The organism is Nostoc sp. (assembly GCF_036917315.1).
In the GTDB taxonomy this organism is placed as follows: domain Bacteria; phylum Cyanobacteriota; class Cyanobacteriia; order Cyanobacteriales; family Nostocaceae; genus Nostoc.
In genome coordinates this window covers 71,587-86,898 of record NZ_JBALDR010000020.1, presented here as the reverse complement: position 1 = coordinate 86,898, position 15,312 = coordinate 71,587, and the positions used below count along the sequence as shown (strand labels likewise).

Genomic DNA, 15,312 nt, shown 5'->3' with positions numbered 1-15,312 from the left:
GAGTGAGCCATTCACCACTCCCTACTCCCTTCCTATGCTTCAATAACTACCCGAAGATTGCCCCGTTTTTTGGCAACGCGACAAGCAGTCGTAGTCCCAGAACGCTCGAATTCCAAATCAAGAATGGTAGGGCCGACTCGCAAATTATGAAATGACAGGCGATTAATCGATTCTGGCAAAGCAGGGTCGATTATTCGCAAGCAGTTATTTTGAGCATCAGGCACCAAATTTACCATCATTTGCAGTAGTTGGAAAACACTACCCGTAGCCCAAGCTTGGGGAGTGCAAGCAACCGGATACTGTACAGGAGCATTATCACCGTTTCGTTCGTAGCCGCAAAAAAGTTCTGGAGGACGTTGATAGGGTTGCTGCTGAGTCATGTCAAATAAACCTTGGAATATTTCTAAGGCTTGATCGATGAGACCGAGCGATCGCAATCCCATTGCGATCAGAGCATTATCATGGGGCCAAACCGAGCCAATGTGATAACCCATCGGATTATAAGCGGGTGACAAACTACTTAGAGTCCGAATGCCCCAACCATTGAACATATCTGGTGCCCGCAACCGTTCTGCTACACTATGAGCTTTTTCGTCTGTGAAGAGTCCCAAATGCAGACAATGACCAGGATTTGAGGTAATACTGTCTACTGGCTTACCTTCTCCATCCAAAGCCAGGGCGCAGAAATCTTGATCTTCTACCCAAAAATCTCGATTAAACCGAACCTTAAGATTTCTGGCCTCTTCTTGCCAACGATCTGCCAAATCAAGCCGCTTCTTCATCCTAGCTATTTCTGTTAGGCGCATTTTTGCAGCATAGACGTAAGCTTGTACCTCACAAAGGGCAATTGGCCCGTTGGCTAATTCTCCCTTGCGGTCTACAATACAGTCGCCAGAGTCTTTCCAACCTTGGTTAGCAAGACCGCGTTTCGATGTACGGAAGTAGCTGAGGTAACTGGTTTGTTTGGTATTGCGATCGATCCACTCCATTGCCGCTAGAGCATTGGGCCAAAGTTGCTCTAGGAGTTCTCCATCGTGAGTCCAAGCATAATGTTCGGCATAGAGCAGCAGCCACAAGGGAGTGGCATCAACAGTACCGTAGTAAGGTGTATGAGGAATTTCTTGACAACGAGCCATTTCTCCCAAACGTAACTCGTGCAAAATCTTACCCGGTTCTTCTTCGCGCCATTCGTCATCGATTTTTCCTTGATATGTCGCCAGTAATATCAGAGTTTCCTTGGCGATTTGCGAGTTTAACATCAGGCTTTGGGAAGCTGTAATCAGCGAATCTCGCCCAAATAATGTCGAAAACCAAGGCACTCCAGCGGAAACAGTCTTATGCTTACCAAAAGACTGGCGCAACAAATACATATCTTGTTCAGCACGCTCAATCACTCGATTGAAGGTACTCTTATCTGAGCTAATGCGGGTAATTTGTTGTACCCAGTGTTGCTCCTCCATCCACTCAGCAGCTTTTGCCTGTCCTAATGTCGTGGCGGCGCTGACAGTAGAACTGGACTGGTTGTTTCTCAACATATTTACTCGGTAGCCCAGCTTTTGAGTTTCGTGAGAAGCCAACTCAAGCTGCCAAACCGCAGTGTAACCCTTGAAATTGTCTGGTTGCCGATGTTGAAATAGAATCCGAGATTCCATCACTGAGCCATCCAGACCTTGATAGGCGAGTGTTAAGGATTCTTCTCTAGAGGCAGATGGCTCTTTAGGTACTGGTGCAACACCATCGACGTGAGAAAATGTTCCTTCCTCAGTCGTCGGTTCTACTAGACGTAAAAGCCGACCTCGTTTTTCTCTGTCATAGCCCCGGACTTCAAATAAATCTACAAAATCCGCATCAAAGCTGATACTTAGTTCAAAATTGACAGTGGTTGTGCTGTAGTTAGATACTTCTATTTCTTCAAATAGTGCCCCATTCAGCACGATTTCTCGGCGAATTCCGATAGTCTCGGCTTTCAGGCGATCGTCGATTCTGGGGGTAGTACACAAAACTGAGAGTGAAAAACCTTTCTCAGCAGTACTACTGAGGAGTACAGGCGATCGCCCTTCAATTTGTAACTCCAAGCGATTCAGAAATCTCGTATCACAACAAAACAGTCCCATACTGGGATTGCCATCGTTGAGGGAACAGCCAGAAATATTCCCGATAGTATCTGTCACAAAAAATAAATCATCATCTTTAACCGTCAGTGTCGGTTGCGATCTTTCAGCCACAACACAAGGCCACTCCGGGATAGGTAATTGTTCGGCAGGAATAAAAGTTTTTCCATCCAGGAAAATTTTTTCCGGGGTGATGAGTGTATCCGGTGTCATTAGTCAAAGTTCCGTATATGGGTCTATTTTTGAGTAGAAGTCTCTTACCCAAGAGGCAGAGAGGCAGAGGGGTAAAGAAGAAATACCTTCTTGCTTTGGGACAGAGCAGCTAAATTTATTTAGGTCGAAAAAAGTAAGATTTGTGTCAAAATACGCAGTGCAAAAAAATAATACCTTATCATAGAGAGACAGAAGGTGCAAAAGTCCGGTCAGTTATCTCATCCTGCTTTTACAGCCCTTTTCAAGTAATTGAACTATAGCGTTTTCTAATCATATAAATTACATCATAGTCCCCTCCTTGTTTGCGGTGAGGGGGTTCTTATACCTCTACTCAAGCGAGAACCGCCATATACTAATCGTCACTGCCTATTCCCTGTCTTAATCGTGGACTATGCAATCAATGATTCGTGATTATTAGTTAACACAGTAGTTAAAACCATACAATAATTAGTATTTTAGTATCTACTCCTGAAAGATTTTGCCTATGTAGGCATATAGCAAAGTTGGTCAAGAATGTATATTGGGCGTAGTAGGTTGTCAATCAACCAATTAAGTTGTATGTACCCCTCCTAGTTGGTAACGAAGTGTTGCGACTGCTTTGGCGAAAAGCGCTTTTTAGCGTTCTTTACATATTGCAGCTGTCTATTTAACTTGAGAGTCCCTTGGAATTTGTACAATGCAGCTGTGACGTGGATCTGATCGAGGTTGAGCGTTTAACAATAATTCATGAGCATTTCGACTTCTGTGCTGAGTGATCTGCTAAAGTCCCTACCCTACTTGCGGCCCCAGCTATATTTTAAGGCTTCATTAACGGCGCTCTCCCACGCGATGGAAGATCAAGTTTTGGCTGCGACTTTAGCGAAACCCCTTGTAATTGCTAGTTTTCAGCGAGAGAGATTTTACCGCCAAGAAGCTCATCGCTACCAGCGACTTGCTTTGCGAAGTAATCAAATATACGTATTATCTGCTCCAGAAACGGATTTCACCAACAGTTCGGAACACTACGAAAAAGTGGCTTTTGAGCCAACGGATGGCTTAAGTCACGAGTGGCATTTGGTAGTGATTGCTGACAATTATGCTACTTGTCTGGTTTGCCGAGAAAACCTTGGTTCTCTTGCCAAAAACAACCAACTACCGGAACTAAGCCCTAATCTGGATATAGACACAGCTCGAAGATTTGAGGGAATTTGGACATCGGAAAGAGGAGCTAGCCTGAAAGCCGCCGAATTGCTGTTAGATAGGATTTTGGTTTACAGACCAGAACTGACAAGTAAAATTCAAGAGGCACGTCAGAGGTTTGGCATCGGGGAGCCGCGAAACTACTCTGGAGCCGAACAGGTAAACGAGTATGCCTGTGATATTGATACAGATCCCTTTGTGCAGCGGTTAGTAACTTATTTGCAAGCTAGTCAGTACAAATTGCACAAAGCTTACCGTTCTATTGCTGCCCAAGCACGAAAAGAACGATTAGTCAACTCGATTAGTACTGCCATTCGGCGATCGCTCGATCCTCACGAAGTTCTCCAGGTAGCAGCACAAGAATTAGGGCAACACCTAGAAGCTTGTCGCTGTTTAATTTACCGCGCTCAAGCCACAGATAGCCAAGCCATAATTGAACACGAGTTTTTGAATCCCGGTGTTTTATCTGTTTGCGGGCAAACCTGGGAGTTAGAGAAAAATTCCCTATTTCGGGACATCGTAGAACAAGGCGAAGGTGTTTGTGTAAGCGATACGCTGAGTGACCCCCGCGTTACCAAATCGCCAGGACTTTCCACGATCGCCAAAAAGTTTGCCATTCGTTCTTGGCTGATGGAACCAGTATTTTATCAGGGGCGATTATTGGGAATTGTGGAGTTACATTATTGCCGGATGCCACCGCACGAGTGCCAACCTGGGGAATTGGATTTGGTAGAAGCGATCGCTACCCAAGTAGGAGCAGCTCTCATCCAAGCGGAAGCTTACGCTAACCTAGAAGAACTTAACCAGCAGCTAGAAGCCCTAGACCGCACCCGCAGCAATCTCATAGCCATAACTGGACACGAACTGCGTACTCCCCTATCCACAATTCAAGTGTGCCTGGAAAGTCTTGCTACCGAACCAGATATGCCCTTAGAGTTGCAGCAGGTCATGCTCAACACAGCTCTTTCCGACTCAGAGCGGATGCGAAAACTGGTACAAGATTTTCTTACACTTTCCAACTTGGAAAGCGGCCGGGTGGAATGGCATCCAGAATCCCTCACCTTACAAGAATGTGTGGATTTAGCACTCAGCCGAAATCGCACCCGTTCCTCAATGGAAAAGCAGCCCCAAATCAAGACTCAAATTGCCGAAAACCTACCTTTAGTCAGAGCAGATGGTGATTGGCTAGTCGAAGTACTGGCAAAACTCATGGATAATGCTTTGAAATTTACGCCACCCCAAGGAGAAATCACGATTAAAGCGATTTACAACAGCCGTCAAATGGTCGAGGTGACTGTAGCTGACACTGGACGCGGCATTGAACCAAATCGTTTAGAAGTAGTTTTTGACCGCTTCTATCAAGAAGAAGGAGCGTTGCGCCGCACCACTGGCGGGACAGGACTTGGTTTAGCAATTTGCCGTCAAATTGTTAATGGCTGGGGTGGGCAAATTTGGGCAGAGTCAACTGGCAAAGACCAGGGTAGTCAGTTTCACTTCACCATCCCGATTGTTCGGAGTAGCCAAGAGGAAAAGCGGACTAAAGTCAAGAGTAAATAGGGATTGGGCAGGGGAGCAGGGGGGCAGAGGAGAAATAATAACTCCTAACTCAGCACTCCTGAAGGCCATGAGGCATTAATTTTTAACAAATGACAAAGAACCAAGGACAAATGACTAAAAACTGTTACAGTCTATGACGCGATCGCAATATGATCCTGGTTGCGATGTTAGGATTCCCTAAAAACGTTGAGAGAATAGACTTTATGGCAGAAACACTCTCTGGACAAACCCCGCTATTTGCTGGCAGCACTGGTGGCTTGCTGACAAAAGCAGCAGTAGAAGAAAAGTACGCTATCACTTGGACTAGCCCGAAAGAGCAAGTTTTTGAATTGCCTACAGGTGGTGCTGCTGTTATGCGTAAAGGTGAAAACCTGCTGTATATAGCTCGTAAAGAATATGGCATCTTTTTGGGCGGTCAGCAACTTCGTAAACTCAAAATCACAGATTACAAAGTTTACCGGATTTTACCCAACGGAGAAACTACCTTACTTCACCCAGCTGATGGTGTCTTCCCCGAAAAAGTAAATGAAGGTCGTGAAAAAGTGCGTTTTCTCCCACGCAGGATTGGGCAAAATGTTAGCCCATCAAAGGTCAAGTTTAGTGGTAAAACTACCTATGATGAATAGGGAGTAAGACTGGAGAGCAGAGGAGCAGAGGAGCAGAGGAGCAGAGGGGAAGTTACAGCAAATCTTTTCCCTCTGTCCCCTATTCCCTCTGCCCCTCTGCTCCTTATGCCCCATGCCCTTCAGGAGTGCTGAGTGCTGGGTTAGGAGTGCTGAGTTAGGAGCTAGGAGTTATTATTTCTCCTCTGCTCCCCTGCCCCTCTGCTCCTCTGCTTCTTATGCCCCATCCCTAAGCAATTTATGGTATTCCCCGATTTCTCCGAATTTTCTCAACTAGCTCTACAAGGCAACTTCGTCCCGGTATATCAAGAATGGGTGGCGGACTTAGATACGCCCGTATCTGCTTGGTATAAAGTCTGTGCGGGTCAGCCTTATAGCTTTTTGTTGGAATCCATCGAAGGTGGGGAAAAGCTGGGACGCTATAGTTTAGTGGGCTGCGATCCGGTGTGGGTTTTGGAAGCAAGAGGCGATCGCACGACTCAAAAAAACCGCGATGGTTCGCAGGTGGTTTTTGCTGGCGATCCATTTACAGCTTTAGCCGAATGTTTAGCACCTTATCACCCAGTGAAATTACCACAGCTACCACCAGGAATTGGCGGTTTGTTTGGGTTTTGGGGCTATGAATTGATTCAGTGGATTGAACCACGTGTGCCAATTTATCCACCAGATGAGCGGAATATCCCTGATGGGTTGTGGATGCAGGTAGACCACTTGTTGATTTTTGACCAGGTGAAGCGGAAAATTTGGGCGATCGCTTATGCTGATTTACGCGATCCGAATGTAGATTTGAAAGCAGCATATCAACAAGCTGGCGATCGCGTCACCCAAATGCTCGAAAAGCTATCTCTACCCCTATCGCCGGAAAAAACTCGATTGGAATGGAATCCGCCTGGAAGCAGGGGAGCAGGGGAGCAGGGAAGCAGGGGAGCAGGGGAGCAGGGGAGCAGAGGCGCAGAGGAGTATAACAGTAATTTTACCCGTCCTGATTTTTGTGCCAGCGTTGAGAAGGCGAAAGATTACATTAAAGCAGGTGATATTTTTCAAGTAGTAATTTCTCAGCGACTATCAACAACATACACAGGCGACCCTTTTGCCCTTTATCGGTCGCTACGTCAGATAAATCCTTCGCCTTACATGGCTTACTTTAACTTCCAAGATTGGCAAATTATCGGTTCCAGTCCTGAAGTGATGGTGAAAGCCGAAACCGATTCAGATGGTGGAGTAATAGCGACGGTACGCCCAATTGCTGGGACGCGTCCGCGAGGTAAAACTACTAAGGAAGATGCAGCCTTCGCTGAAGATTTACTTCAAGACCCCAAGGAAATTGCCGAACATGTAATGCTTGTGGATTTAGGGCGGAATGATTTGGGGCGTGTTTGTCAGAGTGGTAGCGTCAAAGTTGATGAGTTAATGGTGGTTGAGCGCTACTCCCATGTAATGCACATTGTTAGCAATGTTGTGGGTAAATTAGCAGTTGGTAAAACAGCATGGGATTTACTGAAAGCTAGCTTCCCAGCAGGTACGGTAAGCGGCGCACCCAAGATTAGGGCGATGGAAATTATCCACGAGTTAGAGTCTAGTCGTCGGGGTGTTTATTCCGGTGTGTATGGCTATTACGATTTTGAAGGACAATTAAATACTGCGATCGCAATTCGCACAATGGTAGTGCATGATAAGACAGTCAGCGTACAGGCTGGTGCAGGTTTGGTAGCTGATTCTGAGCCAGAAAAAGAATACGAAGAGACGCTGAATAAAGCTAGAGGTCTATTAGAGGCAATTCGTTGTTTGCGTTGAACTGGTGACTGAAGAAGGGAATAGGGTAAAGGTTAGAGGGTACAGATTATTCTCTGTAACCTATCACCTCTCCCCTAACTCCAATCCCTTCTACTGTTTGTATAGTTCCTTTCGCATACAATTAATTGCACACTGGTTTTTGTTGCTTAATTGTAAAACTGGGCTTGATATAAGTACAGTAACAGTTCGATCTGCGGTATGAGCATCCAGACCAGACTTTAAAAGTTGATGTATCAATACCCTTCTATTTTGAATTACATAGGTTTTATTTTGAACAGCAAGATGTTTGGAAACAATTTGTGCTACTTCTAAGCCCACGTATCCACAATACCGTGACAAATTGGGAAGCTTTATAAATCCAATCAACATCAAACTTTTTCCAAAGCTAAATAGAGTTTTTAAACTTAATTGAAAATTTAAAAGAAGTCCTGGTATTCAAATCCAAGACCTCTATTGAAGTTACTACACACTAGAAATGAACAAACTTACTTATCCTAATTGGCTGAAGTAAATCGCCCAAATAATTCCAGTTACTCCAATGGCAATTAAAAGGTTAGTGAAAAATCTGCCGAACTCAATTTCTTGTCCCAGTCCTTTGTCATCTTGACCGGCAGTAAAAAACAATGACCAGGCTTGATTTGCATTGATCATCTCAAAGTTGTTGAAATCAGGTCTAAAAACAACAGGTCCGATTAAATCCTTTTTGGGATAATCAAAATCAGTTTTCATAAGTAAGTTTGCCTCTAAATTGCTTTATTCGTCAAGTAAAGAAAATTAAGAAATCTCAAAGTGTCTTCTTTAAAGGCTGGTTAGCCATCCAATCAAACCATGTCCAGTAATAACTTCTACAGCTATGAGTGAAACAAAAGCAATCATTGCCAAACGCCCATTGAGTTTTTCGGCATATTTGGTGAATCCTATCTGCGGAGTTTCATCAACATAAACCTTGGGTTCAATCGCAAATCTATTGATTTGACCGCGTTCGTTAATGGTAAAGCCTTTACTTGCCATTTTTGATTCTTTGTTTTTGCTCTCTGTAAACGAATATTAACTATTGTAAATATTTTGTGCAACTACTTGACATACAAAAAAAGGTAGTGGGAACCGTACCAAGTGAGTAGGGTATTTCGGATTTGTGGGAGAACTAGGCGTGTCTACAGTCGGCTCAATACAGTTCGGTTCAGGCAAGAGACGCAATGAATCACCGCCAAGACGAAAGACTGATTATTGTAGAGACGGCGATTTATCGCGTCTTTGTGATGATTTATCGCATCTTTAGCGATCTAGAATTTTCATCAAAAAATCTTAACCGAACCACATTGACAGTCAGCTGTGACGCTCGTGATGTTTGATAGCGAATAGGACAGCTAAGGATTATGGAAATTTGATGCACACAAAAGTACCAATTGCATTAAATTGAACATCAGTAAAACTTATGTTTTTTATAAGCAGAAATTATCAATGTATAACTGAGAAGGTATTGCTAATTTGTAACGAACTTGTTATGTTTCTTTACATAAAGATACAAAAAGAGCATCAATGCGTTAAACCACCGTTAATCAGGGCTTTCTAAATAACTTAACTATGCAGTTGAGGCTGCAATGTGCTTTGCCAAGTATCTAAACTCAACGGCAACAGCATCACTATGCCTTTATTAGAGCTATGTCTACAACAAGCTTTCTAGTGATGCCAAAACTACTGAGTGCCTTTATTAACTTTTAAACGCATTTCTCCTCGGTCTTTGCACATTTGATTTTTCACATTCGGTAGAACTGTAATTTTCTTTTTGGAATTTCTGCTATGTCTTTTACCATCCAGTCGGCTCAAAGTATTTTTCCCGGCACCCTAGTTGCTGACGTTGTTCCAACCATCGTCGAATCATTCTCTAAACTCAATGCTGAAGATCAACTAGCATTACTTTGGTTTGCTTATACCGAGATGGGTAGAAGTATTACAGTTGCTGCTCCTGGGGCAGCCAACATGATCCTTGCACAAGGCTTACTCGAACAAATTAAGCAGATGCCTTTTGAGGCTCAAACGCAAGTCATGTACGATTTGGCTAACCGTGCTGATACTCCTCTGTGCCGTTCTTATGCATCCTTCACCGTGAATATCAAGTTGGGTTTTTGGTATCAGTTAGGAGAATGGATGGCTCAGGGAATCGTTGCTCCAATCCCACCAGGTTACAAGCTTTCTCCTAAAGCTGCCGATGTGTTACAAGCCATTCGCAATGCAGATTCAGGTCAACAAATTACCATCTTACGTAATACCGTCATTAGCATGGGATTCGATCCGAATGCTCCTGGTAGTTATAAAAAAGTCTCAGAGCCGGTAGCTCCTCCCACTGCACCAGCATTTCGGACTAAAGTCACCATTGAAGGCATCAACAATCCTACGGTACTTGGCTATATCAACAACATGAATGCCAATGACTTTGATGCTGCGGTTTCTCTGTTTACCTCCGAAGGTGCTTTGCAACCTCCCTTTGAAAGACCAATTGTTGGTCAAGACGCAATTCGCGCTTATATGCGTGAAGAATGCCAGGGATTGAAGATGCTTCCAGAGCGCGGCGTATCTGAGCCTGTGGAAGATGGCTATACCCAAGTTAAAGTTACAGGCAGAGTCCAAACCCCTTGGTTCGGTGCCAGCGTGGGCATGAATATTGCATGGCGGTTTTTGCTAGATCCCCAAGGCAAAATCTTCTTTGTAGCGATTGACTTGCTGGCTTCTCCAAAAGAACTGCTGAACCTAGTACGTAAATAGAGGGCTAGATTAGTTGCTGCTTAAGCGTGGATGAGTGAAGGAGCAATCGCTACCTCACCACGCTTAAGCAAAAGAAACTGATAGCGGCTTCTTTGGTATCTTAATGTTGCGATCGCTATTGAAAACAACCGATTCCATCAGCGATATTTTAGTTTTTAAAGTCTCAAAATATACTAAATTAGAATAAGTAGTATTGACTTCTAGAACCTTTCTCGCTCAAGAGCATCTCAACTATTCTTTACTTGTTTATATTTAAATAACAATATATCTTTGGATAGAGTAATAATTTATTCATCTACCAAGGGTAATAGATTATCAATGACTTTTTTCAATTCCTCGGAGCCGCTCCTGCGTGAAAAACAGCAAGAGCTAGATTTTCAAGATATTCAAGGTTTAGTCTGTCTCAACTACCAAATTGGAAATTTCATCCTCTTTTCAAAGTTTTATACTCGCGTCGATCAAGCATTTCTTCTCTGGGGACTAATTTCATCTGGAATTTTCGTAACCGCCCAGTTTCTACCTATTAGCTGGAGTAGCCAAGCAATTTTGTGGTCAGTGCTTACCTTATTCGGTGCAGTTGGCATGGTAAGTTTAACTTGGTTTTGGGCAACTGTAGAACAGCTACGCTGGGTTGTTTATAGCTGGGCGATTTTAATCTTAATGGGTTTAATCTTGACCGATCTGAGCATTTTTTTGGGATGGGGAGAGGTGTTGATCCGTTTGTGTCCACTGTGGTTAGGATTAAGTGCCATCGGCTACTTTTGCACCGGGGTAGGAATGCGTTCGCGCACATTTATTCTGACGGGGTTTATTCATTTGCTGGGAATTTTAGTTTTGCCATACTGCGGTGTTATGCAGTTTCTCTCAACGGGGCTAATTATGACCGTTAGTTTACTGTTACTAGCAGAATTACAATGGGATATGCAATCTTCAAGTGATTACAGCCAATTAACACTACAACAAAAGCAGTTTAACCAAGCACAGTCCCAACGGCGTCAAATGAGTAGCTAAAGTTATAAAGAATTAAAATCTTACTTTAGACAAGTTTGTATAAACAATATAGCTATATCTCTTGACTAGGTAGTGTTTATACTTGAGAGAGAGAGTTTTTCACCCAACTGTTAGCTATTCTATTTTATGAAAACAGACAGCACTGTATGGGTGTTATGCCGCTGTGGCCCAATATCAAACATCGAAGGAGAGCGATCGCAGATGTTTGAACAGTGTAAGTCAATAAAAATCCTTGACGGTGTGGAGTTTTTGTCGCTTCCTCCACTTTATTATCACTGAAGGGAAGGTTAAATTCTTCATCAGAGCGGTCTAAGGTGATAAACGTCCTGTGTTTTTTACGTTACAAGTTAGTTTTGATACTTCAATATCCTTGATTCAAAATAAATTAGGGATACTGGAGTTTCACGGCTAATGTAACTATCTGTTAGTTGGCGTTTGTGTGTCAAAATATTCACGCCAACGACTAATTTGACTATCTTTGAAATCTACAACAATTACGTCATCAGCTTTATTACGAAGACCTGTCGCCTTTTCTGTATCTTCGTAGTACCACTCTACTGCTGCCTGATTTTCTCCAATGATAATCCGGTGGATGTCTATTTTTACATCTGAATACTGTTGTTTAAAATTGGCAAGTCCTTCTCGAATTTCTTCTTGCCCCCGCCAGCATTGACTAGGCACGATTAGTTCTCCGTCAACTGTAAAGAATTGTGTAAGAGCATCGATATCTTGAGCAACCCATGCATCTTTAGCTTTTTCTATTAATATCTGGATATCTTTTTGGTTCATAGACTGACTGGCAAATAAAGGTGTGCTAAAAGTTAAGCTAACAAATATAGTTCCTAACACTAGCCATTGAAATAACCAAAGCATCTAGATTTTTCTACCCTCTAAAGTATTAAGCTTATAGAGCATTAGTAAAATTTAACCAGAAGTTGTTTGCATTGTGATCGCTCTTGCGAAAAGTCATGTTTTGATTGGATGCAGAATGTCTGTAGCGTTGATGTTAATTCTACAACCAAAATTGGCGATCGCCTTCCATCTGGCTAGGGCGAATACCTTGCAAACGTAGATAAGCCATGCGATCAGATCCATATAATGGCATAGGTAAGCGAGGTTCTTTTAAAGCTCCATGATGCAATAACGTAAGTTTTAGAGTAGTTTCCAAAACACTTTCTATTGAGATTTGGTGTCCTTTCTCATGAATTGTTAAACGTATAGGACGAGCCAAACCAACTTTATCAGGAACTTTAGTTGTTACCAGAATTGCTTCACGAGATGATAAACGAAGTCCTAAGCCTTGTGAAGGTGCTATGACAACTTTTTGTTTTAAGTTATACAGTCGAGGAATACCAGACTTTTTACATTCCACCAAAATAAACTTAGCTCCTATTGCCTTAGCTCTATCTACTAAATAATCAGCTTCATTCCCAACAAAGGAACCATCACGATAAATTAAGACTGTTTTGTTTGCTAATTCAACAGCAGGTAATAATCGCTCCAATAGTTTAGGTGGTATTTCTTCACCATCAATTAAATCATCTTCTAGTTGATAACGAATAAACTCCCCTTGTTTGCCATAGAGACGTATACTAGCACAGGCATTTCTTGTACCTGGTTGCCTTTTTTTGGAAATTCTAGAAACATCCAAGCCAATAAAATAATCAGCATCTTTTAAGTTTTCTGCTAGAACGAAAGGTAAATTACCTAACTTTGCTAGAATTCCAGGAATTACCTGATTCAAGATATACTGATAATTTCCAGGCTGATTCAAAGTATCTTCATAAATCATTTGGCTAGCAATTTGACGGCGGAGTAACAAAGAGTAGATTTGATGGTAAAAACTTCCCTCATTTGTATCATCATTATGACGATCGCTTTGAGGTAAAAAAGTTACAACAATGTCATGTGGTATCTCAATTAATTCATTTACTTTCTTCTCAACTTCTGCTCTTGCCTCAGTCTTAGTCAGGTTATCCAGTGACAAAGGTTGCTTAGTAATAACTTCACTTTTAAATCCATATAGTTCCAGACGCTGCTTAAGTAAATTAAGGAAAGGATCTACTTTTAAATCACAAAGCTTGAGTGCTGCAATGTGAATCACTTTGGATTTATCTTTAAAATCAGAGTGACGGCGATAAACTCCACCTTTTTTAAGACCATTTAGAACATCACTTCTTTTGGTTATAAAGTTATTACCAAAAAGTAGAGGAGTTTCCTCTATAGGAAATTCAGGTTTCCAGAATAAATTTGGATGTTGAATGCTATTGATACTACGTTCTAGTTCAATTCCATAAGTACTTAAAGCGTCTGCTGCTATTTTTTTATAAGATGCCAAGAGACTTGTTCTGTCTTGATGCGAAATTTTAGTAGCCTTAAGTAGTTTTCCGTATTCAACTTCAAATTGATCGGCTGTGGCAGATGTAATACAGGGACGTAAAGCTGCCATAGCATAGTGAAACTGTTTTGTATCTTTACCGAACTGTACAGCAACAACAGGTTGATCTTTTGGGGCATCTCGTAGTGCTTGTTTACTGGTTGAACCAGTAGCTTTTGCTAAGAGTTCATCTCTATGCTCTTCGATAGTTCCAATAATACCGACAATTGTTGCGTTACTACCTCGTTCAATTTCTTGAACTTTTAAACCAATTAAAAGCTGTTCTGAATTTTGTCGTTTAGGGTGTTTTTCGTAGAAATCAGCCAAATTATCACGAAACACAATGCTACTGCACACTGTCAAACTAAGAGCAGGTTGAAACTCACCTTGTAATTCGATAATTTCTGACCAAAAATCTGGTTCTCTTTTGACCATAACTCCATTATCAGACAGAACAATTGGAGAATTAAATTTGGTTTTATTCAAAACCTGAATAGCTAACATAGAATAAATAAAAGGTGTAGGTTGAGGCTGACGTACTGATTGGAAGCCGAATAAGCGCTCATTAAAATCTTCTACTTCCTTTTGAATACTTTTCAGTGCATCTTGTAATTCTTCTTTGCTAGGTAAATTTTTATGAGATGCTGCCAAAATCCAAAAGTAAGGCTTGTACCATATAACAACAGTCTCAGGTAATTTTCGACTAAAATGATAGCTCAATCGGTTGCCATCTTTTTTGTCAATTTCAGGTGTGAGCCGAAAACACATTAACTTAAGCTGTGAAGTTTTGATTGGGAAAATTTCACTAAAAGAGGTATAAGTTTGGGTAGGTGCAATAGCAACAGTCATGCAGAAACCTCCAATGAATAGAATTTACAAATTGATGTGAATTGACAATTTCGACAGGGTATTCCAGGATTAGCAGGAAATATTTCAGCAAATGTAGATGGATTTTGCTTGTAACGACCCAATTCTTTTTGATGTTCTTGAGCTATTTGAGCTAATTTAGATTGAATTGCCTTGAGTTGAGCATGAGTGGCGGTAATTGGCTCAGACCATTTACTAGTTTCCAAGTTATAAAATGAAGCAACGGCTTTTTGTCCAGGGAACATATAAGTAGCTGCCAACAGGTAGACAAACGCTTGTCGCCTATCAAAATTAGATGTGCCTGTTTTGAAATCTAAAATGTGCAGTCTGTTGCCTGATTCAATAAAAATGCAGTCAAGAGCTACAAATAAGTTAAAAAAATAATTACCTTGCTGAATCAGAATTGGCTCTGGAATTCCTTCATCACCTCGACTAAGTTGGATGATATTTTTTTCACAGAGAATTGGTTCCTGATAGTAGTTGGTCAAAATTTTAATAACTCGCTGCTTAACTTCTATAGGCTCTTGGTCTAATTTCAGCTTCTCTGCTACTATCTCTACACCATTTAATTGGTGCAATAGTTGAATATTTTGGTGAAATTCGTAAATGCCCTTCTGTGCCTGCAAACCGATATGTTGAGGAATAGTGTCTTGCTCCAACAGTGCTTTAACTAATGATTCTTTTTTTCGCGCTCTGGAAAAACCTCGTTTCATATCACAATGCCAATATTCTTGCCCAACAGATGAAGCGAACTGTGACCAAATGTTAAAGCTCACATACGGCCGCCACACCATAACTTGTATCCTTTTTAGCTTTG

13 protein-coding genes are annotated in these 15,312 nt (G+C 41.8%); 7 read left to right on the top strand and 6 right to left on the bottom strand.

Annotated features, from left to right (window positions below; all coding sequences use genetic code 11):
* Nucleotides 1-32: 32 nt before the first annotated feature.
* The gene (locus tag V7K84_RS11025) at nucleotides 33-2,324 is read right to left on the bottom strand and encodes an amylo-alpha-1,6-glucosidase (RefSeq protein WP_334838029.1); all 2,292 of its coding nucleotides are present in this window, start codon (nucleotides 2,322-2,324) and stop codon (nucleotides 33-35) included.
* Nucleotides 2,325-3,050: 726 nt separating this feature from the next.
* Between V7K84_RS11025 and V7K84_RS11020 the strand changes: the two genes are divergently transcribed.
* From V7K84_RS11020 to trpE, 3 genes are all read left to right on the top strand, one after another.
* Nucleotides 3,051-5,060, top strand: coding sequence for a DICT sensory domain-containing protein (locus V7K84_RS11020; protein WP_334838028.1), 2,010 nt, complete (start codon nucleotides 3,051-3,053; stop codon nucleotides 5,058-5,060).
* A gap of 203 nt (nucleotides 5,061-5,263) precedes the next feature.
* On the top strand, nucleotides 5,264-5,686 hold the full coding sequence (locus tag V7K84_RS11015) for a photosystem I reaction center subunit II PsaD (RefSeq protein ID WP_334838026.1): 423 nt from the start codon (nucleotides 5,264-5,266) through the stop codon (nucleotides 5,684-5,686).
* A 237-nt stretch (nucleotides 5,687-5,923) separates the two neighbouring features.
* Nucleotides 5,924-7,477 (top strand): anthranilate synthase component I, encoded by a 1,554-nt coding sequence (trpE, locus tag V7K84_RS11010; protein WP_334838025.1) that lies wholly within the window; start codon nucleotides 5,924-5,926, stop codon nucleotides 7,475-7,477.
* A 489-nt stretch (nucleotides 7,478-7,966) separates the two neighbouring features.
* Here the strand turns inward: trpE and V7K84_RS11005 are convergent, their stop codons facing one another.
* Both V7K84_RS11005 and V7K84_RS11000 read right to left on the bottom strand, forming a co-directional pair.
* On the bottom strand, nucleotides 7,967-8,206 hold the full coding sequence (locus V7K84_RS11005) for a hypothetical protein (RefSeq protein WP_334838023.1): 240 nt from the start codon (nucleotides 8,204-8,206) through the stop codon (nucleotides 7,967-7,969).
* Between the two features lie 69 nt (nucleotides 8,207-8,275).
* Entirely contained in the window at nucleotides 8,276-8,488 is a 213-nt protein-coding gene (locus V7K84_RS11000) for a chlorophyll a/b-binding protein (RefSeq protein ID WP_334838022.1), read from the bottom strand.
* A gap of 185 nt (nucleotides 8,489-8,673) precedes the next feature.
* Between V7K84_RS11000 and V7K84_RS10995 the strand changes: the two genes are divergently transcribed.
* From V7K84_RS10995 to V7K84_RS10980, 4 genes are all read left to right on the top strand, one after another.
* Nucleotides 8,674-8,829 carry a hypothetical protein gene (locus V7K84_RS10995; protein WP_334838020.1) on the top strand — a complete coding sequence of 52 codons (156 nt, stop codon included), beginning with the start codon at nucleotides 8,674-8,676 and terminating at the stop codon, nucleotides 8,827-8,829.
* A gap of 448 nt (nucleotides 8,830-9,277) precedes the next feature.
* Nucleotides 9,278-10,240, top strand: a complete 963-nt coding sequence (locus tag V7K84_RS10990; RefSeq protein WP_334838019.1) for an orange carotenoid protein N-terminal domain-containing protein — start codon at nucleotides 9,278-9,280, stop codon at nucleotides 10,238-10,240.
* A 318-nt stretch (nucleotides 10,241-10,558) separates the two neighbouring features.
* A complete protein-coding gene (locus tag V7K84_RS10985) occupies nucleotides 10,559-11,251 on the top strand; it encodes a hypothetical protein (protein WP_334838018.1) in 693 nt (230 codons plus the stop codon).
* A 126-nt stretch (nucleotides 11,252-11,377) separates the two neighbouring features.
* A complete protein-coding gene (locus V7K84_RS10980; protein ID WP_334838016.1) occupies nucleotides 11,378-11,530 on the top strand; it encodes a hypothetical protein in 153 nt (50 codons plus the stop codon).
* 138 nt (nucleotides 11,531-11,668) lie between these two features.
* On the opposite strand, the gene V7K84_RS10975 is transcribed toward V7K84_RS10980, so the two are convergent.
* The 3 genes from V7K84_RS10975 to V7K84_RS10965 form a co-directional block, all read right to left on the bottom strand.
* Nucleotides 11,669-12,124 (bottom strand): nuclear transport factor 2 family protein, encoded by a 456-nt coding sequence (locus tag V7K84_RS10975; protein ID WP_334838015.1) that lies wholly within the window; start codon nucleotides 12,122-12,124, stop codon nucleotides 11,669-11,671.
* 139 nt (nucleotides 12,125-12,263) lie between these two features.
* Nucleotides 12,264-14,477: a Piwi domain-containing protein gene (locus V7K84_RS10970; protein ID WP_334838013.1), complete on the bottom strand. Its 2,214-nt coding sequence runs from the start codon at nucleotides 14,475-14,477 to the stop codon at nucleotides 12,264-12,266.
* A complete protein-coding gene (locus V7K84_RS10965; protein WP_334838012.1) occupies nucleotides 14,474-15,289 on the bottom strand; it encodes a PD-(D/E)XK nuclease family protein in 816 nt (271 codons plus the stop codon). Before V7K84_RS10965 ends, V7K84_RS10970 begins: the two co-directional genes overlap by 4 nt.
* Nucleotides 15,290-15,312: the final 23 nt, after the last annotated feature.